20 protein-coding genes are annotated in these 20844 nt (G+C 68.4%); 12 read left to right on the top strand and 8 right to left on the bottom strand.

The features are described 5' to 3' along the window. Positions 1 to 10 precede the first annotated feature (10 nt). Positions 11 to 652 (bottom strand): hypothetical protein, encoded by a 642-nt coding sequence (locus OHZ10_RS14945; RefSeq protein WP_174993197.1) that lies wholly within the window; start codon positions 650 to 652, stop codon positions 11 to 13. A 547-nt stretch (positions 653 to 1199) separates the two neighbouring features. Between OHZ10_RS14945 and OHZ10_RS14940 the strand changes: the two genes are divergently transcribed. The 5 genes from OHZ10_RS14940 to OHZ10_RS14920 all read left to right on the top strand — a co-directional run bounded on the left by OHZ10_RS14940 (position 1200) and on the right by OHZ10_RS14920 (position 5434). After that, on the top strand, positions 1200 to 1484 hold the full coding sequence (locus OHZ10_RS14940) for a phosphopantetheine-binding protein (RefSeq protein WP_342702895.1): 285 nt from the start codon (positions 1200 to 1202) through the stop codon (positions 1482 to 1484). A gap of 94 nt (positions 1485 to 1578) precedes the next feature. After that, a complete protein-coding gene (fabG, locus tag OHZ10_RS14935; RefSeq protein WP_342702894.1) occupies positions 1579 to 2295 on the top strand; it encodes a 3-oxoacyl-ACP reductase FabG in 717 nt (238 codons plus the stop codon). 64 nt (positions 2296 to 2359) lie between these two features. After that, a complete protein-coding gene (locus OHZ10_RS14930) occupies positions 2360 to 3562 on the top strand; it encodes an endoribonuclease L-PSP (RefSeq protein WP_342702892.1) in 1203 nt (400 codons plus the stop codon). 125 nt (positions 3563 to 3687) lie between these two features. After that, positions 3688 to 4470 (top strand): glycosyltransferase family 2 protein, encoded by a 783-nt coding sequence (locus OHZ10_RS14925; protein WP_059233201.1) that lies wholly within the window; start codon positions 3688 to 3690, stop codon positions 4468 to 4470. 202 nt (positions 4471 to 4672) lie between these two features. Further along, the gene (locus tag OHZ10_RS14920) at positions 4673 to 5434 is read left to right on the top strand and encodes a M48 family metalloprotease (protein WP_059233202.1); all 762 of its coding nucleotides are present in this window, start codon (positions 4673 to 4675) and stop codon (positions 5432 to 5434) included. A gap of 115 nt (positions 5435 to 5549) precedes the next feature. Here the strand turns inward: OHZ10_RS14920 and OHZ10_RS14915 are convergent, their stop codons facing one another. From OHZ10_RS14915 to OHZ10_RS14900, 4 genes are read right to left on the bottom strand one after another with little or no spacing between them, the layout of a single operon-like run. Beyond that, complete coding sequence (locus tag OHZ10_RS14915) at positions 5550 to 7250, bottom strand: lactate permease LctP family transporter (protein WP_342702891.1); 1701 nt, start codon at positions 7248 to 7250, stop codon at positions 5550 to 5552. Positions 7251 to 7300: 50 nt separating this feature from the next. Next, positions 7301 to 8746, bottom strand: coding sequence for a LutB/LldF family L-lactate oxidation iron-sulfur protein (locus tag OHZ10_RS14910; RefSeq protein WP_342702890.1), 1446 nt, complete (start codon positions 8744 to 8746; stop codon positions 7301 to 7303). After that, a complete protein-coding gene (locus OHZ10_RS14905) occupies positions 8743 to 9468 on the bottom strand; it encodes a LutC/YkgG family protein (protein WP_174993194.1) in 726 nt (241 codons plus the stop codon). Before OHZ10_RS14905 ends, OHZ10_RS14910 begins: the two co-directional genes overlap by 4 nt. Further along, the gene (locus OHZ10_RS14900; RefSeq protein ID WP_174993193.1) at positions 9465 to 10265 is read right to left on the bottom strand and encodes a (Fe-S)-binding protein; all 801 of its coding nucleotides are present in this window, start codon (positions 10263 to 10265) and stop codon (positions 9465 to 9467) included. The genes OHZ10_RS14905 and OHZ10_RS14900 overlap by 4 nt, the downstream gene beginning before the upstream one ends. A 128-nt stretch (positions 10266 to 10393) precedes the next feature. On the opposite strand from OHZ10_RS14900, the gene OHZ10_RS14895 reads away from it, so the two are divergent. The 5 genes from OHZ10_RS14895 to OHZ10_RS14875 all read left to right on the top strand — a co-directional run bounded on the left by OHZ10_RS14895 (position 10394) and on the right by OHZ10_RS14875 (position 15664). Beyond that, a complete protein-coding gene (locus OHZ10_RS14895; protein ID WP_059233207.1) occupies positions 10394 to 11110 on the top strand; it encodes a FadR/GntR family transcriptional regulator in 717 nt (238 codons plus the stop codon). 214 nt (positions 11111 to 11324) lie between these two features. After that, entirely contained in the window at positions 11325 to 12950 is a 1626-nt protein-coding gene (locus tag OHZ10_RS14890) for a phospholipase D family protein (protein WP_059236614.1), read from the top strand. A gap of 137 nt (positions 12951 to 13087) precedes the next feature. Next, positions 13088 to 13861, top strand: a complete 774-nt coding sequence (locus OHZ10_RS14885) for a class II aldolase/adducin family protein (protein WP_340624446.1) — start codon at positions 13088 to 13090, stop codon at positions 13859 to 13861. A gap of 316 nt (positions 13862 to 14177) precedes the next feature. Then, positions 14178 to 14612 (top strand): CHRD domain-containing protein, encoded by a 435-nt coding sequence (locus tag OHZ10_RS14880; protein ID WP_059233209.1) that lies wholly within the window; start codon positions 14178 to 14180, stop codon positions 14610 to 14612. A gap of 89 nt (positions 14613 to 14701) precedes the next feature. Continuing rightward, on the top strand, positions 14702 to 15664 hold the full coding sequence (locus OHZ10_RS14875; RefSeq protein WP_340624445.1) for an alpha/beta hydrolase: 963 nt from the start codon (positions 14702 to 14704) through the stop codon (positions 15662 to 15664). On the opposite strand, the gene OHZ10_RS14870 is transcribed toward OHZ10_RS14875, so the two are convergent. Next, on the bottom strand, positions 15634 to 16476 hold the full coding sequence (locus OHZ10_RS14870; protein ID WP_059233211.1) for an EcsC family protein: 843 nt from the start codon (positions 16474 to 16476) through the stop codon (positions 15634 to 15636). The two genes, OHZ10_RS14875 and OHZ10_RS14870, sit on opposite strands and share 31 nt — an antisense overlap. 106 nt (positions 16477 to 16582) lie before the next feature. On the opposite strand from OHZ10_RS14870, the gene OHZ10_RS14865 reads away from it, so the two are divergent. Both OHZ10_RS14865 and OHZ10_RS14860 read left to right on the top strand, forming a co-directional pair. Then, positions 16583 to 18178, top strand: a complete 1596-nt coding sequence (locus OHZ10_RS14865) for an MDR family MFS transporter (protein WP_059233212.1) — start codon at positions 16583 to 16585, stop codon at positions 18176 to 18178. 51 nt (positions 18179 to 18229) lie between these two features. Continuing rightward, on the top strand, positions 18230 to 18676 hold the full coding sequence (locus OHZ10_RS14860; protein ID WP_059233213.1) for a MarR family winged helix-turn-helix transcriptional regulator: 447 nt from the start codon (positions 18230 to 18232) through the stop codon (positions 18674 to 18676). A 67-nt stretch (positions 18677 to 18743) separates the two neighbouring features. Here OHZ10_RS14860 and OHZ10_RS14855 read toward each other — a convergent pair whose 3' ends face one another. Both OHZ10_RS14855 and OHZ10_RS14850 read right to left on the bottom strand, forming a co-directional pair. Next, on the bottom strand, positions 18744 to 19325 hold the full coding sequence (locus OHZ10_RS14855; protein WP_039360134.1) for a DJ-1/PfpI family protein: 582 nt from the start codon (positions 19323 to 19325) through the stop codon (positions 18744 to 18746). A gap of 154 nt (positions 19326 to 19479) precedes the next feature. Beyond that, positions 19480 to 20760 carry an amino acid deaminase gene (locus OHZ10_RS14850; protein WP_256085269.1) on the bottom strand — a complete coding sequence of 427 codons (1281 nt, stop codon included), beginning with the start codon at positions 20758 to 20760 and terminating at the stop codon, positions 19480 to 19482. Positions 20761 to 20844: the final 84 nt, after the last annotated feature.

The following is a 20844-nucleotide window of genomic DNA, read 5'->3' as shown; positions in this document are numbered from 1 at the left end:
GGTCATGAATTCATCGTGACGCCTGCGACGCGCGATACGCGCGCACCGCGTCGACCATCCGCGGCCGCGGTTCGTGCGGCAGTGCGAAGCGCCGGCACGCATGCTCGGCGGCGAACATCACGGCGACGAGCGGCAGCGACAGGTAGTTCGCGAACGTCGACCACGTGACGATCGGCGCGGTGGCGAACAGCAGCGTCGACACGGCGGCGGTCGCGACGAAGAACAGCGTCCACGCGAGCGTGATCTGCCGCGTGTAGCGCGCGACGGCCGGCGTGACCGTGCCGTGGATCATCGCCGCGAAGCGCGTGCACAACGGCACTTCGCCGGCCACGAGCGTGCGGCCGAACAGCAGCGCCATCGCGAGGTTGAAGCTCGCGTGTTCCAGATACAGGCCCCATTCGAAGTGCTGCGCGAGCGGCGTGCGTGCCACCCACAGCGCGGCGGCGGCGAGCAGCCATGCCGGTACGAACCATGCGCGATGCGGCGAGCGTAGCGCCGCGCCCAGCGCGAGCAGCAGCGGCGGCACGAGCGCCATCGCGAGGCCGAAGCCGTGTGCGCCCGGCGTCGCGGTCGCGTAATGCGCGCCGGCCTGGTAGGCCGCCACGGCGCCGACCGCCACGACGCCACGCGCGACAGGCAGCAGCCTGCTCATCGGCGGCCTCCGGGCGCGCGGCGCGCGCACCTGACGGCGGCCGTGCGGCAACAGCGGACAGGCGGGCGAACCGGAACGGAGCGCAAGGGCGGATGCGGCATGACTGGAGACATCGGGCGGATCGTGGCCGGACGCGGTGGTCGGGCCGTCAAACATCATATGAATGGCGGCCGGGACGCGGGTCCGGGCCGGTGGTCGGGCACGCTCATTTTAGGGCCGCGGCACCGACTGTTCGGGGTGGGCGCGACCGGGTTTTGTAACCGATTGTATGGCACCGGACGAACGGTTTCGCGGGGTCGGTCCATTTCCATCCAAAGCGGCTCAAGCGTCTCGTGCATTCGCGTGCCGAAACGGGCCGCGGCGCAGGCTCGCCAGTCTGTAACCATTCACGGTATACGCCCTGATGGCCTTCATCTAGAATCCGCGTAACTTTTACAAACGATCCCCAAATAACGCAGGCGGGGAAGCCGGCAGACGCCGGAGGGACGGAGATTTGCACGCGCCGGGCGTGCGTGACAGTTGCCGTTTCCGGGCGCCTCCCGCTGCCATGGGCCGCCTGCCCGCACGCATGATGAACGCACTGGAACAAGAGCTCGCCACGCTGATCATCGGCGAACTGAATCTCGAAGACGTCCCGCTCGATACAGTGACGGCCGACACCCCGCTGTACGGCGAAGGTTTCGGGCTCGACTCCATCGACATCCTGGAAATCGCGCTGCTGATTTCGAAGAAGTACGGTTTCGAACTGCGCTCGGACAATCCGGACAACCAGAAGATCTTTGCGACGCTCGGCGCGCTGGCTGCATACGTCGCCACGCATCGGACGAAGTGACGGTGGCGCGCAGTGAATGACGGTGCGCGACGGCGATCGGAACACGATTTGCCGCGCGTCGGTCGAGGTGAAACGCGATGAACGGAGCAATTCGATGCGGGCGCTCGTAACGGGCGGCAGCGGCGCACTCGGGCAGGCGATCTGCACGGCGCTCGCGCAGGCCGGCCATGAAGTATGGGTGCATGCGAATCGCCATCTCGCGCAGGCGGAGGCGGTCGCGCAGCAGATCGTCGCCGCCGGCGGCACCGCGTACGCGATCGCGTTCGACGTGACCGACGCGGAGGCGACGCTCGCGGCGCTGAAGCCCTTCATCGACGCGTCGCCGGTGCAGATCCTCGTCAACAACGCGGGCATTCACGACGACGCGCCGATGGCCGGCATGTCGCGCCGGCAGTGGCACAGCGTGATCGACGTGACGCTCAACGGTTTCTTCAACGTCACGCAGCCGCTGCTGTTGCCGATGATCCGCACGCGGCGCGGACGGATCGTCAACATCGCGTCGGTGGCCGGCGTGACCGGCAATCGCGGGCAGGTCAATTACGCGGCCGCGAAGGCTGGGCTGATCGGCGCGACGAAGTCGCTGTCGCTGGAGCTTGCGTCGCGCGGCATCACCGTGAACGCGGTGGCGCCCGGCATCATCGAATCGCCGATGGCCGAACAGGCGTTTCCCGCCGAACGCATCAAGCAGCTCGTGCCCGCGCAGCGCGCGGGCCGGCCCGACGAAGTCGCGGCGATGGTCGCGTACCTGGTGTCCGACGCCGCGGCCTATGTGACGGGGCAGGTGTTGTCCGTCAACGGCGGGCTCGCGTGACGAAGCGCGCAGCGTCCGCCGGGTAACGCAACGCGGCCCTGCGCCGCATAGTGAGGAAATCGAAGTGTCCGTGCATCCAGTCGACGCCGAACGGCGCCCGCATTCGTTGTCGTCCGCCACCGCGCCGTTCGCGCACGGCGGCGACCACGCATTGCGGCTCGTCCAGATGAGCCATGCACGGCTCGTCGCGTTGCTGCACGATGCGCGTATCGACCACGTGTTGCCGGGCGCGCTGGGGGCGGTGTGCATCGGCGCGGCCGGCTCGCATGCCGATGCGGCAGAGCGGATGCTCGCCGATACCGCGCCCGACCTGCCGGTCGCGCCGGTGCAGATGGCGCTGCTCGGCGCGGATGCCGCCCCCGACGATGCCGTCTGCGAAATCTGGCAATGCGATGCGCACGACCTGCGCAGCGAACGGCACGGTGCGCTGCACTATCGCTACAGCGAAGCGGCGGGGCTCGTGTTCGGCAGCATCGTCGTGCACGAAACGGATGCGCAGCACGATGGCAGCACGCCGCTCGAGCGTGCGACGTTCGACGCCTACCGCGTGCTGTTCGACCTGCTCGATACGCTCGGCATGCCGCATCCGCTGCGCATCTGGAACACCGTGCCGGCGATCAACGCGGTGCAGTTCGGGATCGAGCGCTATCGTCAGTTCAATATTGGCCGTCAGCATGCGTTCGACGCGTGCCGCCGTGCGCTGACGGGCGGCGTGCCGGCCGCGTGCGCGCTCGGCTCGGTCGTGCCGGTCGCGGGCGATGCGCCGCCGGCCGCGCCGCTGGCGATCCATTTCCTCGCGAGCCGCACGCCGGCCGATCCGGTCGAGAATCCGCGGCAGGTCAGTGCGTATCACTATCCGGCGCAGTACGGCCCGCGTGCGCCGACGTTCGCGCGCGCCGCCGCATGGGCCGATGACGATGCCGCGCCGGTGCTGTTCGTGTCGGGCACGGCGAGCATCGTCGGGCACCGCACCGTGCATCGCGGCGACGTCGTCGCGCAGACGCGCGAGACGGTCGCGAACCTCGCGGCCGTGCTCGAGCAGGCCGCGCGGCAGGGGCATGGCCCGTTCTCGCTCGCCGACCTGAGCTATCGCGTCTACGTGCGCGACGCCGGCGATGCCGCGGCGATTGCCGGGATCGGGCGTGTGCTGCGCGATGCGGCTGGCCCTCACGTGCGGCCGTTGTTCGTCCACGCGGACGTGTGCCGCGACGACCTGCTGGTCGAGATCGAGGCCAGCGCGGGTCATGCAATGGAGTGGCTGTCATGAAGCGCGAGAGCCTCACGATCCCGCAACCGGTCGCGCATGCGGCCGGTGTCGACGAAGCCTGCCGGCGTTCGCCGGCAAGTCATAAACTTTTGTCAGGATCCCTGTCTTCGCAAGCGGCTGTTTCCATGTCCAAGCTTCACGCCTCGTCCACTCATCTCGTGCTGATCCCGAGCTACAACCCGGGGGGCAAGGTCGACACGACCGTGCGCAATGCGCGCGCGCAGTGGAATCCGGTGTGGGTCGTCGTCGATGGCAGCACCGACGGCAGTACCGAACGGCTGCAGGCGATGGCCGAGCGCGATCCCGGATTGCGCGTGATCGTGCTGCCGGAGAATCGCGGCAAGGGCGCCGCGGTGCTCGCGGGGCTCGACGCGGCGGCCGCGAGCGGCTTCACGCACGTGCTGACGATGGATTCCGACGGCCAGCATCCGGCCGACCTGATTCCGGCCTTCATGGCCGCATCGCAGGCCGACACCGATGCGATGGTGCTCGGCGTGCCGAAGTTCGACGCGAGCGCGCCGCAGTTGCGCGTGCAGGGCCGCCGCCTGTCGAACGCCTGGGCCGACCTCGAGACGCTGTGGGCCGGCATCGGCGATTCGCTGTACGGGTTTCGCGTGTATCCGGTCGCGCCGCTCGCGGCGATCATGCGGCGCCAGCCGTGGATGCGCGGTTTCGACTTCGATCCCGAAGCGGCCGTGCGGCTGTGCTGGGCCGGTGTGCACCCGATCCGCATCGACGCGCCGGTGCGCTATTTCGGCCGGCACGAGGGCGGCGTCTCGCACTTCCACTACGGTCGCGACAACGCGCTGCTCGCGTGGATGCACCTGCGCCTGTTCACCGGCTTCGCGGTGCGGCTGCCGATGCTGGTCGCGCGGCGGCTGACGCGGCGCCGCGACCAGACCGCCTGAGCGGCGGCCGGCCCGGTTTCCCTCCCGATCTTCGTCCGGACACGGCGATTCCGCTGCTTTTCGTCGACAATCCGGCGTCGGATCGCCGCTTCATTTCAATCTGCTGAGTAATGAACGTGTCATCGGATGTAAACATCTGGTAATTTTCTGCCGGATTATGCAAAATCGCCGCTCCCAAATACAACTATCGAGGGATTCCGGGATGCAACTCAAGAAAGCGGTGGCGGCGTGTGGCGTGGCGTTTCTGTTGAGCGCATGCGGCGGGGTACAGAGCCTTGACGCGAACAGCCTGACGTCGGCGGGGACGAACCTGTACAAGGCGGCAACGCTGTCGGACAGCGACATCGCCGCACTGTCGAACGAATCGTGCAAGTCCAGCGACGCCGAATCGAAGATCGCGCCGGCGAACAGCGCGTACGCGAAGCGCCTGACGAAGGTCATGAAGGGCTTCGGCGACATGACGCTGAACGGCCAGAAGATCAACTACAAGGTGTACGTGACCAAGGACGTCAACGCGTGGGCGATGGGCAACGGCTGCGTGCGCGTGTACAGCGGCCTGATGGACATGATGAACGACGACGAGCTGCGCGGCGTGATCGGTCATGAAATGGGCCACGTTGCACTGGGTCACTCGAAGAAGGCGATGCAGACCGCGTACGCGGTGAGCGCGGCGCGCAGCGCGGCCGGCGCAGCATCGCCGGGCGTGGCGGCACTGTCGAGCTCGCAGCTCGGCGACATCACCGAGAAGTTCATCAACGCGCAGTTCTCGCAGACGCAGGAAAGCGCAGCGGACGACTACTCGTTCGACCTGATGAAGCAGAAGGGCATGAGCCAGAAGGGCCTCGTCACGGGCTTCCAGAAGCTCGCGCAGATGGACGGCGGCCAGAGCTCGATGATGAGCTCGCACCCGTCGTCGGCGAGCCGTGCACAGCACATCCAGGATCGCATCGCGAAGGGCAGCTGATCGCGCCACGCGCATCGCGAATCGCCGGCCCGCGCCGGCGACCGGTACGCGAAAAGAACAACCCCACGCCCGTCCGGGCGTGGGGTTTTGTTTTTGGGGCCTGCCGGCGGGTCGCTTACGGCACCATCCCCGGCAGCACGTACGCCTGCACGAGCGTGATCAGCCCGACGATCACCGCGAACAGCAGGCTGTGCCGCACCGTGAAGCGGAACAGCTCGGACTCCTTGCCGACGAGACCCGTTGCCGCGCACGCAACCGCGATCGACTGCGGCGAGATCATCTTCGCGGTTACGCCGCCCGTCGTGTTCGCCGCGACCGCGAGCGTTTCGGGCACGCCGAGCTGATGCGCGGTGGCCTGCTGCAGCGAGCAGAACAGCGCGTTCGACGACGTATCGGAGCCCGTCAGGAACACGCCGAGCCAGCCGAGGAACGGCGAGAAGAACGGGAAGGCGGCGCCGGTCGCGGCCAACATCAGCGCGAGCGTCGACGACATCCCCGAGTAGTTCGCGACGAACGCAAACGCGAGCACGAGGCCGATCGACAGGATCGGGCGCGTCAGTTCCTTCAGCGTTTCGCCGAACGTGACGAGCGCGTCGCGCGGCTTCATCCGCAGCAGCGCCATCGAGATCAGCGCGGTCACAAGGATCGCGCTGCCGACCGCCGAAATCAGGTCGATCTTCAGCACCGCGTCGAGCGCTTTCGGCGTCGCGGCGATCGGCGCGGTCTTCACGACGAGCTGGTCGAGCCCGGCCACATGGAACTTCAGCACGGTCGACGCGAGTGCGCCGTGCACGGCGAACAGCGCCTTGAACGGTGCGATGCTCCAGACCGTGACGACGGCCGTCAGGATCAGGAACGGCGACCATGCGCGCACCGTTTGCACGAGCGTGTACGGCGACGCGTGGCGGCTCGCGCCGAAGCCGTTGCCGCCAGCGCCGAACCCGGCCAGCGCCGCGCCGCCGCCGGAGGCGACGAGGCCGCCGGCCGGCTGCTTCGCGGTGCGCGGCTGCCACACCTTCAGGAACGTCGCGAGCGCGACGAGGCTGACGAGCGACGACGTGATGTCAGGCAGCTCGGGCCCGATGTGGTTCGACGTGAAGTATTGCGTGACCGCGAAGCTGCCGCCCGCGACGAGTGCAGCCGGCCAGGTCTGCCGTACGCCGCGCAGCCCGTCCATCATGAACACGAGCCAGAACGGCACCGCGAGCGACAGCAGCGGCAACTGGCGGCCGGCCATCGCGCCGATGTGGAACGGATCGATGCCCGTCACCTGCCCGGCGACGATGATCGGAATGCCCATCGCGCCGAACGCGACCGGCGCGGTGTTCGCGATCAGGCACAGCCCGGCCGCGTGCAGCGGCTTGAAGCCGAGGCCGACGAGCAGCGCGGCCGTGATCGCGACGGGGGCGCCGAAGCCGGCCGCGCCTTCGAGGAATGCGCCGAACGAGAAACCGATCAGCAGCATCTGCAGGCGCTGGTCGTCGGTAATCGACAGCACGGACGCGCGGATGATGTCGAACTGGCCGGTCTTCACGACGATCTTGTACAGGAACACGGCCGCGACGATGATCCACGCGATCGGCCACAGGCCGTAGGCGAAGCCGAAGCCGGCTGCGGCAAGCGCCTGCGGCACGGGCATCCCGTACGCGAGGATCGCGACGCCGAGCGACAGCAGCAGCGTGATCGCGGCCGCGACATGGCCTTTCATCCGCAGCGCGGCCAGCGCGATGAAAAAGAAGATGATCGGAATCGCGGCGACGAACGCCGACAGCCCGAGGCTGCCGAGCGGCGAGTAAATCTGATGCCAAACCTGCATGGGTGTCTCCTCCATGGATTTTTAGGGGTACGGGTTTGAAAGCGGATGCGCTATTCGGGCTGCCCGCGTGCGCGCAGCAGGTCGGACAGGCTGCGCGGCGCCGGTTCCAGCGGCGTGCGGTGCTGCGTCCAGCCCATCTGTTTCGCGGGCGTCAGCGCATGCAGGCGCGTGGCGGCCCAGCGGAATGCGCGGTACGCGCGCGGATGCGCGAACGCGCCGGACCAGAAGCGCCACACGAGGTCTTCCGCGCGGGTGTAGTTCGCGCCCTGGCCGCGCAGCGGATGGGCGACGGGTTCGTCGGGCTTGCGGTTCGCCTCGGTGCGCAGCCGCACGAGCAACTGCGGGATCGGGATCCGCACCGGGCACACCTCGCCGCACGCGCCGCACAGCGTCGACGCGGTCGGCAGGTCGGCCGTCGCGTCGAGGCCGAGCAGGTGCGGCGAGATGATCTTGCCGATCGGGCCCGGGTAGGTCGTGCCGTACGCGTGGCCGCCGATGCGCGTGTAGACGGGGCAGTGGTTCATGCACGCGCCGCAGCGGATGCACTGCAGCGTCGCGCGCAGCTGTTCGTCCGCGTATGCCTGCGTGCGGCCGTTGTCGAGCAGTACGAGATGCAGTTCGCGCGGGCCGTCGCGTTCGCCGTCGCGGCGCGGGCCCGAGATCAGGTTGAAATAGGTCGTGATCGCCTGGCCGGTGGCCGAGCGCGTGAGCAGGCTCGACAGCGGCACGATGTGCTCGAGCTTCTCGACGACCTTCTCGATGCCCATGATCGCGATGTGCGTGTCGGGCACCGTGGTCGACAGGCGGCCGTTGCCTTCGTTCTCGACGAGCCACAACGTACCCGTGTCGGCCGCCGCGAAATTGACGCCCGACAGGCCGACGTCCGCTTCGGCGAACGCGCGGCGCAGGGCGCGCCGGCCGGTCTGGATCAGTTCGTCGACGTCTTCCGTATAGCGTGTGCCGGGGATGTGTGCTTCGAACAGCTCGGCGATGTCGCCGCGCGTCTTGTGGATCGCCGGCATCACGATGTGCGACGGCTTTTCGCCGGCGAGCTGCACGATGAATTCGCCCATGTCGGATTCGATGCAGTCGACGCCGTGTTCGGCGAGGTAATGGTTCAGCTCGATTTCCTCGCTCGCCATCGACTTGCCCTTGATCACGCGGCGCGCCTTCTTCGCCTGCGCGATGCCGAGCACGATCGCATTCGCGTCGGCGGCCGTCTCGGCCCAATGCACGTGCACGCCGGCTTCGGCGAGCTTCGTCTCCAGCCGTTCGAGCAGCGCGGGCAGTTGCGCGAGCGCGTGCTGGCGCACGGCTTCGCCGAGATCGCGCAGTTGCTGCAGTTCGGTGTCGTCGGGGAATTGCGTCGCGCGCTTGCCCTGCAGGAAGTCCATCGCGCCGCGAAAGCTCTGGCGCAACGCGGGATCGTCGAGTGCGGCTCGCGCGCGGGCCTTGAAGTCGCCGGGGGCGACGAATTGCAGCGTGTGGTCGCTCATTGCGGCAGATCCTCGCAAGCGGGTGCGGCCGACGGGGCGGTGGAATCGGTGACGATCACGACCCACAGGCGGCGCGGGCCGTGTGCGCCGTAAGCGAGCGTCTGCTGGATGTCGGAGGTCTTCGACGGGCCCGATACCAGCACGAGGTTGGTGGGCGTGCCGGCTTGCCAGCGCTCCGCATGCACGGCCGCGTGCAGGTCGGCATGCAGCGTGTTCGCATGGACGAGCGCGACATGCAGCGGCGGCACCAGCGACACCGTGCGCGGCGAGCCGGCGTCGGGGGCGAGCACGACGGTGCCGGTGGCCGCGATGCCCGAACGCGCGACAGTGAAGCCTGCATCGATCGTGTCGAACAGCTCGGCTTTCCATGCGTCGATCGGCCGGTCGAACGGTACCGGTGCGACGGTATCGGGCAATGCGCGGGCGAGCGCCGCGGATTCGGCGCGGGCCGGGTCGAGCAGCAGGCGGCGCACGCCGGCGTCGGCGAGGCGCGCGGCAAGCTGCGCAGGCCATGCGTCCGCGCTCGCGCACCAGACGTCAGCGTGCGACGCGGCCAGTGCGGCCTGCATTGCCGGTGCGAGCGCGTGCGGGTCGCGTTCCGTCGACGCGCGGCGCATGTCGTAATGCATGTCGATGCGCGCATCGAGTACGGGGGCGGCCGTCGCGGCGACACCCGGCGCGGCGGCGCGCAGGCGCGCGAGAATGGCGGCGCGCGCGCTCATTGCCGGTCTCCGCGCAACGATGCGGCGCCGGACGTCCGGCGCCACAGGAAGCTCGCGAGATGCTCGACCGGCAGCGGCGCATCGGCCTTGGTCGCAGCGTGGCCGATGTTCAGCAGGCAGCCGCAGTCCGCGGACACGAGCCGGTCGCAGCCGGTCGCGCAGGCCGACGCGACCTTGTCGCGCACCATCGCGCCGGAGATGTCCGGATGTTTCAGCGAGAACGTGCCGCCGAAGCCGCAGCACTCGGATTCGCGTTCGTGTTCGATGCGCGTCACGCCGGGCAGTGCGTCGACGAGCGCGACACCATGCACGCGCGTGCCCATCTCGCGGCGTGCCGCGCACGACGTGTGCAGCACGACGCGCTCGTCGGGCGCGGCGCCGGCCGTGGCCGCGTCGAGCTGCACGTCGAGCACATGGACGAGGAATTCCGCGAGTTCGTAGGTGCGGCCGGCGATCGCACGCGCCTTCGGGCCGTTGACGGGATCGTCGGCGAACAGCGCCGGCCAATGGTGCCGGATCATGCCTGCGCACGAGCCGGACGGCACGATCACGGGCCACGGTTGTGCGAACAGGTCCAGTTGCGCGGCCGCGACGCGGCGCGCTTCGTCGGGATTGCCGCTGCTGTAGGCCGGCTGCCCGCAGCAGCTCTGGCCGCGCGGATAGTGGACGGTCAGGCCTTCGCGCTCCAGCAGGCGGACCGCGTCGAGCCCCGCTTCGGGGACGAACAGGTCGACCAGGCAGGTCGCGAACAGGTAGGCGTGTGCGGGGATGGCGGCGGGGTACTGCCTTTCGTTCATGTCTCGCTCCAGAGGCGACGGCCCGGCGTGCGGGTCGACGATTTCGCTGCATAATTCCCGCGACGGCGCCGCAGCTCAAATTGGTTGGGCCAATCGGCGCGCCACGTATTCCGCAGGGAGACGCGACGATGGCAGCGATGACGGCACGGGGCCGGACCGAAGTGGTGATGCGCAAGATCGAGACGGCGCTGCTCGACGGCACCTGGCCGGCCGGCGCGCGGCTGCCGGCCGAGCGCGTGCTCGCGCAGCAGTACGGCGTCGCACGCAATACGGTGCGCGAGGCGACCCAGCGGCTCGTCGCGCGCGGGCTGCTGCAGAGCCGGCGCGGCGCGGGCGTCTACGTGACGGACCAGTTGCGCGCGGGCATCGCGTCGCCGTGGGGCCAGCTGGTCGCCGATCATCCGGCGCTGCGCGACGACATCCTCGAATTCCGCCGCGTGCTCGAAGGCGCGACCGCGTATTTCGCCGCGCTGCGGGCCGATGCGAGCGACCGGCGCCGGATCCGCACGCTGCTGCGCGAACTCGAAACCGCGCACGCGAACGACGACGCCGCCGTCGAAGCCGCGACCGACGCGAAGCTGCACGAGGCGATCGCGCTCGCGTCGCACAACACGATGTTCCTGCACCTGCATACGAGCGTGATCGGGATGCTGCGCGAGCACATCTCGATCAACGTGGCGGGCATGACGATGGAGGACGAGCAGGCGTCCGAGCTGCTGTTGCTGCAGCACCGCGTCGTGTGTGAAGCAATCTGCGCGCAGCGGCCCGAAGAGGCGCGCACCGCGATGCAGACGCATATCGACTACGTGCGCAGCCATTTCGAGCGCAGCGGCGATGCGCAGTGAGATTGGTTGGACCGCTTTGAGGCTCGGCCCGTCCGGCGGGCGAATCGGGCATGGCCGTGCATCGCGTGCCGGCGGCCGGCCGTGCGCGGGCCGCCGTGTGCCGCTCGCGCGATTGACCGGTTCATCGGCCGCCCACTAGAATCGGCCGGAACCGCGCGCCAGCCGCGCGCTGCGGCGAATGCGGACCGTCGTTCCGCCAGTCGAGGAAGCTTCCGTGCTCACGTCTTTCATCCGGCGCGCGCCGGCCGCGCTGTCGTGGCGTGCCGCATGCCGCCCGGCTCGTGCGCTGGCCGTCTGCGCACTGCTGTCGCTCGTTGCCGCCTGCGCGACGCACCCGCCCGCCACCACGCTCGATCGTCCGGTCTCGCATGCGTTGCCGCCCGATACCGCGACGCCGCTGCGCGACGCGCTGGCCGCCCCCGAGGCTGCGCATCCGGGCCAGTCGGGTTTCCGGCTGCTGGCCGACGGCGCGCAGGCGCTGCAGATGCGCATCGCGCTCGCCCGCGCCGCGACGAAGACGCTCGACATGCAGTACTACATCGCGACCGAGGACACGACGGGCAAGCTGCTGCTCGCCGCGGCGCTGTACGCGGCCGATCGCGGCGTGCGCGTGCGGATGCTGGTCGACGACCTGAACTTCCGCGACATCGACCGCGTGATGGCCGCGCTGAACACGCACCCGAACATCGAGATTCGCGTGTTCAACCCGTTCGGCGCGTCGCAGCAGGGGATGGTCGAGCGCACGACCAACTTCTTCACGCGGATCGACAGCTTCACGCGCCGGATGCACAACAAGGCGATGATCGCGGACAACCAGATCGCGATCGTCGGCGGCCGCAATCTCGGCGACGAATATTTCAGCGCGAGCCCGACGCTGCAGTTCCGCGATCTCGACGTGCTCGCCGCCGGCCCCGTGGCGAATGACGTCTCGGCGAGCTTCGACGCGTACTGGTCGAGCGCGAGCAGCTATCCGCTGCGCGTGCTGAATCACCAGTCGTTCGATCCGAAGGAGCTCGACGCGATGCGCGACGAGCTGCGCAGCCACTGGCGCCAGAACGCCGAGCCGTACAACGCGAAGCCGCTGAACGCGACGCCGCTCGCGCAGCAGATCGCACGCGACGAGCTCGAGCTCGTGTGGGCGCCGGCCGAGTTCAAGGCCGACGCGCCGGACAAGGTCGCACGGCCGACCGATGCGTACGTGAGCCCGCCGATGCAGCGTCTCGTCGAGCTGACGCGCGGCGCGCAGCAGGAATTCCTCGCGTTCTCGCCGTACTTCGTGCCGCACGACGCGGGCGTGAAGATCCTCGGCGACACGACCGCGCGCGGCGTGCGCGTCGCGATCCTGACGAATTCGCTCGCCGCGACCGACGCGGTTGCCGTGCAGGCCGGCTACGGGCCGTACCGCGTGCCGCTGCTGCAGCACGGCGTCGAGTTGTACGAGTTCAAGGCGCAGCCGGGCCGCCAGCGCCCGCGCCTGTTCGGGTCGCGTTCGCGCGCGAGCCTGCACGCGAAGGCGTACGTGATCGACCGGAAGATTCTCGTGATCGGCTCGATGAACCTCGACCCGCGTTCCGCGCACCTGAATACCGAACTGGCGCTCGTGATCCATAGCCCGGCGCTCGCCGAACAGGTCGCGACGATCTTCGCGCGGGCGGCGCAGCCGGACGAAAGCTATCGCGTGAGCCTCGTCGCGCCGGCGGGCGGCGGGTCGCCCGAACTCGTATGGACGGGCATCGACAACGGCAAGCCGACGACCTATCACGTCGATCCGCACGCGGGACTGATGCGCAACCTGATGACGGGCATCTTCATGCTGCTGCCGGTCGACGACCAGCTTTAAAGGGACGGAAGCGCTCCGGCTAAACCCGCGTTAACGAGGTGCGGGGAAGGTGATATGGTTGTGCGCGCAACCATCATGGCAATGTGGCGGCGCGGCCCGGCGGCCCGCGCCACGACCATCCGCAACCGGAGCTCCCCATGCAACGTGTACCGAACCAGCCGTTCACGCGTCCCGCCCGCTTCTCCGAAGCCGAATGGCAGGCGCGCGTGCAGCTCGCGGCCGCCTACCGCATCTTCGATTACCTCGGCTGGACCGAGCTGATCTACAACCACATTTCGCTGCGCGTGCCGGGCGAGGACGGACATTTCCTGATCAACCCGTTCGGGCTCCATTACAGCGAGGTATGCGCGTCGAACCTCGTGAAGATCGACATCGACGGCAACGTGATCGGACATTCCGACTGGCCGATCAACCCGGCCGGCTTCACGTTCCACAGCGCGATCCATGCGGCGCTGCCCGATGCGCACTGCGTGATGCACGTGCACACGACGCCCACGATGGCCGTGTGCTGTTCGCGCGACGGGCTGTCGTTTTCCAATTTCTATTCGGCGCAGTTGTACGGGAAGATCGCGTATCACGATTTCGAGGGCATCACCGTGCACCTGGAGGAGGGGCGGCGCATCGTCGAGAGCGCGGGCGGGCGGCCCGTGCTGCTGCTGCGCAACCACGGGCCGGTGACGATCGGCGCGACGCTCGCGCAGACGTTCTCGCTGATGTGGCTCCTCAACCGTGCCTGCGAGGTGCAGGTCGCGACCCATGCGATCGGCGACGCGCTGTCGATCGCGCCGCCGGTGCTCGAAGGGTGCGTGCGCGATTCGCTGAATTTCGATCCGAAGCATGGCGCGGGGCAGGACGCGTTCGACGCGCTGCAGCGCCTCGTCGATCGCATCGATCCCGGCTATCGCGCGTGACTTGGCGTGACCCGGCTGCCGGCGGCGCATTCAAAAAAAACGCGGCCGGGTGGCCGCGTGAATACTCGCAGACTCCTTCGGACGAAGGAAACAAGCAACTGTGAAACGAAGTGTAGCGAAAGGCCGCGCGCGGATTCAGCCGTCGGGTTGCAAAGGTCCGTTCCAGGTTGACGCAGACTGACACGGGGCGCTGTGCGTCGCGCTGCGGCGATTCGCTGCATGGCCGTTCGACGGACTCCCGCAACGGCGGCGATCGACTACCATCCTATCTGGCGCCCCCGTTCGGGCGGCGCACAACGTCGTGCAAGGAGAGTCCATGCTCAAGCTGCGTTTGCTCCAGGTCGCGTTACTCGCAGGCGTGCTGGCCGCCGGCAGCGCCGCCGCCGAAACGGTGCGTCTGTCCGCCAATCTGCAGCCGTCGAGCGAAGTGCCGCCGACGGCAACCAAGGGCTCGGGCGCCGTCGACGCCACCTACGACACGGTCACCCACACGCTGCAGTGGACCGCAACCTACGAACACCTCACGGGGCCGGCCACCGCCGCGCATTTCCACGGGCCCGCGCCGGTCGGCCAGAACGCCGGCGTGCAGGTGCCGATCCCGAAGGACGAGCTGGCGAGCCCGATCAAGGGTTCGAAGGAGCTCACCGACGCGCAGGTCACCGACCTAATGGGCGGCAAGTGGTACTTCAACGTCCATACGAAGGAACACCCGGCCGGCGAAATCCGCGGCCAGGTGATGCCGGCGAACTGAGCGCCGGCGTTTGATATAGAGGCACCTGTCGAGCGGCGCGGGAACGTTCGCACGTACCATCGTCACACTGCGATTACGGAGTGCGTCCGATGAGTTGGCAAAGCAAGTTCGCCTGCTGGCTGCTGCGCTGGCAGTTTCGTCCGGAGACCACGCGCGAGGTGCTCGACCCCGCGCGTGCGCGGCGCTTTACCGACTTGCGGATGGTCGTGCCGCGCCGCGCGCCGTCGGGTTACCGGCTGCGCCAATGCTACGGCGCGGGCGACGCACCGCTGCGCGGCGAGTGGCTCGAGCGCATCGATGCGAGCGCAGAGCGTGGTCCTGGCCGCACGCTGCTGTATTTCCACGGCGGCGGTTATTACTTCTGTTCGACGAAGACCCATCGGCCGCTCGTGTTCGGCCTGACGAAGCGCGCGGGCGTGCGCTCGTTCTCGCTCGACTACCGGCTCGCGCCCGAAAACCGTTTCCCGGCCGCGCTCGACGATGCGCTCGCCGCCTACCGGCAACTGCTGGCGCTCGGCACGCCGCCCGAGACGATCGTGCTCGGCGGCGATTCGGCGGGCGGCGGCCTCGCGCTCGCCACGCTCGTCGCGCTGCGCGATCGCGGCGAGCCGTTGCCGGCCGGTGCGATCCTGTTCTCGCCGTGGACCGACCTCGCGGCCACCGGTGCGACGCTGCGCACCAACGACGGCCGCGATCCGATGTTCGCCAGCGCGGCGCTGCCGAAGGCCGCGAAGCTGTATCTCGGCGACGAACCGGCGACGAATCCGTACGCATCGCCGCTCTACGCGGATTTCACGGGCCTGCCGCCGCTGTATATCCAGGTCGGCAGCACCGAGGTCTTGCTCGACGATTCGCGCCGCGTCGCGGAGAAGGCGAAGGCGGCCGGCGTGCAGGTGGAAATCGAGGTGTGGCCGGACATGCCGCACGTGTGGCAACTGTACGCACCGATGGTGCCGGAAGCGCGCGACGCGCTCGACCGCGCGGCCGCATTCCTGCGCCGCGTCGCGGTCGAACGCGCGGTTCAGCGCGTCGGCGAAGCGTCGATCGCCTGATAGGCGGCCTTGACGGCCACCGAGCCGTACTTGCGCTCGAGCCGGCGCACGGTGAAGTGGCCGTGCGCCATTTGCTGAAAGTGGTCGATGAACAGCGTGTTGACGGTCGCGCCGAGCACGGCGCCGATCGCCGGGATCGACTTCGCGGCCATCTGCTCGGTCACCTGCACCGAGAAGCGCGACGCCACCGTCTGCACGAGCTTGAACACGGCCGCCGAGCTGTGCGCGGCGATGCCTTTCGTCGTGATGTCCGACGACGCCTTCGAGATTGCCTGGGCAAGCGCGCCGCGCAGCACGAAATAGCCGAGATCGGCGTCCTCTTCCTGCTTGTCCGGGTTGCCGCCCATGCCGAGCACGGCCAGGCATTGCAACTGCGTATCGACCGACGCCAGGTCCTCGCCCTCGCTGCGCGCGATGTCGCACACCGAGCGGAAGATCAGCGTGGTCGTTACCGGCAGTTCGACCGGCAGCGCGAGAAAGCCGAACGCGCCGCCCGCCGCGCCGGTCGTCGCGACCGCGAGCTTGTGCAGCAGGTTGCTCGGCTTGTCGGGTTCGGCGTCCGGCGCGGGCGGCTTGCCGAGCGTGCGCAGCGCGATGTTCAGGCACTTGCGCAGCGCGAGCTGCGTCGCATCGTTGATCTTGCCGGTCGCGAAATCCGGCAGCCGCGCGATCATTTTCTCGACCGGCGCGCCGAGCATGCCGGTCAGCTTCATCGTCAGCGATGGGCTTTCCAGCACCTGCTTCGCGCGCCACAGCGCGTCCCGATCCTCCTGCGAGAGCGTCGTCGCGGGGGTGATTGAAATCGGTTCCATCTTTCTCCTTGGCTTGAACGGGCCCTAAACCGTCGCCAGCCTAGATTACTCCGCCATGCTAGAATTTTGAAATTGTTTGACTCGTCAAAAGTTGCATCAACAAAAAATGGCCGTCCACACTGCCGCCCACCATTCGAGCGGGCAAGTTTTGCCGTTCCGCGAATCGCTGCTGGCGATGATCGGGATCTCGTTCGTCACCATGCTGGTCGCGCTCGACCAGACCGTCGTCGGCACGGCGTTGCCGACCATCGTCGCCGAGCTTCGCGGTTTCGACCTGTACGCGTGGGTCGCGACCTCGTACCTGCTCAGTTCCGTGATCACGGTGCCGATCTTCGGCCGCCTCGGCGACTATTACGGCCGCAAGCCGTTCGTCATCGCGTCGATCGTCGTGTTCACCGCCGCGTCCGTGCTGTGCGGGATGGCCAACGACATGCTGTTCCTCGTGCTCGCGCGCGGGCTGCAGGGGATCGGCGGCGGGATGCTGGTCGGCACCGCGTTCGCGTGCATTCCCGACCTGTTTCCCGATTCCGTCGTGCGGCTGCGCTGGCAGGTGTTGATGAGCTCCGCGTTCGGCATTGCGAACGCGGTCGGCCCGTCGCTCGGCGGCATACTGACCCAGTCGTTCGGCTGGCGCTCGGTGTTCTACGTGAACCTGCCGGTGGGCCTGCTGTCGCTGTTCTTCGTATGGCGCTACCTGCCGCACCTGCGCCATGTCGCGCACGATCGCAAGATGCGGCTCGACTGGCCGGGCGCGTTGCTGATCGCGCTGTCGCTCGGCGCGCTGCAGCTGTTCGTCGAATGGCTGCCGAAGTACGGCGTCGCGAGCTGGGCGTCGCTGCTGCTCGTCGTCGCGGTCGCGGCCGGCATTGGCCTGTGGCATTGGGAGAAGCGCTGCGAGCAGCCGATTCTGCCGTTCGACATGTTCGGCAACCGCGCGCTGTCGGCGCTGTTCGTGCTCGCGATCCTCGCCGGCTTCTCGATGTTCTCGCTGCTGTTCTACGCGCCGCTGCTGTTCCAGGGCGGCTTCGGGATGTCGCCGAAGGAAGCCGGACTCGTGATCACGCCGCTCGTCGTGTTCATCACGATCGGCAGCATCATGAACGGCCGCGTCGTCACGCGCATCCGCAATCCGAACGCGATGCTGCACGTCGGCTTCGTGCTGTTCGCGATCACGTGTGCGGGCATCGTCGTGTCGACCCACACGACGCCCGCCTGGATGCTGATGGCGCTGATGGTCGCGGGCGGCATCGGGCTCGGCTTCGTGCTGCCGAACCTTACCGTGTTCGCGCAGCAGACGGCCGGCCGCGAGCACCTCGGCATCGCGACGGCGCTGCTGCAGTCGCTGCGGATGGTCGGCGGGATGCTCGGCACGGCGCTGACGGGCACGCTCGTCAACCAGATGTACTCGGGCGGCGTGCGCAATGCGCTGACGGCCGATCACGCGATGCAGTGGCATGCGCAGCTCGCCGATCCGCAGATCCTGATCGACCGCGCGGCGCAGGGGGGGCTCGTCGCGGAGCTGACGCGTGCCGGGCATAATGGCGCGCTGCTGCTGGAAGCGGCCCGCGAATCGCTCGTCGGCGCGATTCACCTGGGCGTCGCGATGGCGGCCGTCATCGCCGTGGTGTCGGTATGGCAGTGCCGCCGCGTGCCGCCGATCGCGCTGCGGCGCAAGATCGAACCGCACGTCGCGGCCGATTGACGGATCAAGCGATTCAACGACTCAACGATTTACCGGAAACGAAATCAGCGCATGGAAGAACAGGACCGCGTCGCGATCTTGCAGCAATTCGGACGCACGTATCGCGCGTTCATGACCGCGTTCGAAGCGCACGTCGGGCAGCCGATGCCGCGCTGGCGCATCATGGTCGCGCTGCACACGATGGGCGGGCATTCGTCGCAGAAGAAGCTCGTCGAAGTGCTGCGCATCGATCCGGGCGCGCTCACGCGCCAGTTGAAGTCGCTCGACGCGCTCGGCTGGATCCAGCGCGAATCCGATGCACGCGACAACCGCGTGACCAACGTCACGCTGACCGACGAAGGCCGCGCGGCGTTCGACGCGTGCCTGCCGCGCCGCAAGGCGTTTCTCGAACAGACGATGGCGCAACTGCCGGACGACGTGCTGAATGCGCTGTCGGGTGCGCTCGCGATGCTGGAAACGCGAATCGCGGACGCCGGTTCGGCACCGGTCGCGCGCTGATGCGCGGGCAGGGCGGCGCGTTCGCGCCGCCGGCTGCCGCTTCATCTCATCCCGATTCGGTGCTGGCTTACAGCTCGATGCGCGTGCCCAGCAGCACGAGGAACTGCGCGAGCCAGGCCGGATGCGCGGGCCACGCGGGCGCGGTGACGAACGGCGCGTCGGTCACGGCCGCGTCGACCGGAATGTCGGCATATTCGCCGCCCGCGAGCTTCACTTCGGGCGCGCACGCCGGGTAGGCCGAAATGCGCTTGCCGCGGATCACGTCGGCGGCCGCGAGCAGCTGCGCCGCATGGCAGATCGCGGCGATCGGCTTGCCGGCTTCGGCGAACTCGCGCACGAGCGAGATCACCTTCGGATCGAGTCGCAGGTATTCGGGGGCACGGCCGCCCGCGATCGCGAGCGCGTCGTAGCGCGACGCATCGACATCGTCGAATGCCGCGTTCAGCGTGAACTGATGGCCGGGCTTCTCGGTGTAGGTCTGGTCGCCTTCGAAATCGTGGATCGCGGTCTTGATCTTGTCGCCCGCGCGCTTGCCCGGGCAGACTGCATCGACGTGGTGGCCGACGGCCTGCAGCGCCTGGAACGGCACCATCGTTTCGTAGTCTTCGGCGAAATCGCCGGTCAGGAACAGGATCTTCTTCGCGGCCATGGCTTTCTCCAGGGATGCAGCGTTGAAGGCCCGTTCGCGCCGTGCGCAACGGCCGCGAGGGGCCCCGAGGACGAAAGCGCAGTGTACTCCGGCAGATTGAAGCGCGCGTGACGGCCGCCCCGCGCGAGCGGCGGGGCGGTGCGCGCGGGGGGCGTCAGAAGAACGTTTCGACGACTTCCGTCACGCGGAACTGCGGATCGAGCACGAGGACCTGGCGCCACTTGTCGAACGTCAGGCACGGGTGCGAGATGTCGAACGCGACCATGTCGCCGACCTTCACGTCCGCGCCCGGCGGGATCTGCAGGTACGCGTGCTGGTCCATCATCCCGGTCACGGCCCAGCCTTCGGTCGCGGCGACGTCGCGCGGCGCGGTGTCGCGGCCCGGGCGGAAGTGGCGCGCCGGCTCCGGCAGGCCCGCGTCGAACGCCGCGTCGCGCTTGCCGAGTGCGACGATCGCGCGGTCGGCTTCCGGCACCGATTGCACGTATGCCCACAGCTGCAGCGCCGGCAGCAGCCCTTCGCCCATCGAGCGGGCGATCGGGTTGCGCGCGAACACGTCGGTCTGCGCCTTCTTGTAGATACCGACGTCGTGCGTCAGGTAGCAGCCCGGGCGCAGCACGACTTCCGCGAAGCCCGCGTCGGACGCCTTCCTGAATTCTTCCGCGACCACGTCGTACCACGCCGAACCGGCGCCGGACAGGATCGCCGGCGTGCGCGCGAAGCGGCCCGCTTCGGCGAGTTCGCGCGTGAGCGTGACGGCTTCCTGCAGGAACGTGCGGATCTCGCCTTCCTCTTTCAGCACGCCTTCATAGAGTTCGATGCCGGCCAGCTTCAGCGTGTCCGGATAGCGCGCGAGCGCGGCCAGCACGGCTTCGCGCTGCGCGGCGTCGCGCACGCCCGCGCGGCCGCCCGGCACGCCGAGCTCGATCAGCACGTTCAGCGATTTCTTCGCGTCGCCGAAGAAGCGGCCGAGCTGGTCGACGCTCTCGGCGGAATCGACGAGACAGAAGAATTCGAACTCGGGATCGGACAGCAGCCCGGCGATGATCGTCATGTTCTGGCGGCCGATCAGCTGGTTCGCGAGCAGCACGCGGCGCACGCCGCCGTGGTACGCGGCCTGCGTCTGGTGCGCGGTCGCGAGCGTGATGCCCCACGCGCCGGCGTCGAGCTGGCGGCGGAACAGTTGCGGCGCCATCGTCGTCTTGCCGTGCGGCGCGAACTGGACGCCGTATTTCTGGACAAACGCCTGCATCCAGTTCAGGTTGTGTTCGACGCGGTCTTCGTAGAGCACGGCGGCCGGCAGGCTGACGTCTTCCGCGAGCAGGTTCCATTCGAGCCGGCCTGCGTCGCCGAGCGGCACGCTCGCGCTCGGCAGATTGCCCAGACCCTTGCCGAACGGGTCGATCGTCGCTTCCTGATAGTTTGTAACTTTCATGTCATCCCGCTCCATCATCACTATGCATTGCACCGAAGTTGACACGCAGATGGTACAGAAAGTAGCATCGGCGCGGTGATGTTA

The organism is Burkholderia arboris, assembly GCF_038723655.1.
GTDB classification, from domain to species: Bacteria; Pseudomonadota; Gammaproteobacteria; order Burkholderiales; family Burkholderiaceae; genus Burkholderia; species Burkholderia arboris.
This window is presented reverse-complemented; position numbering and strand designations above follow the sequence as displayed.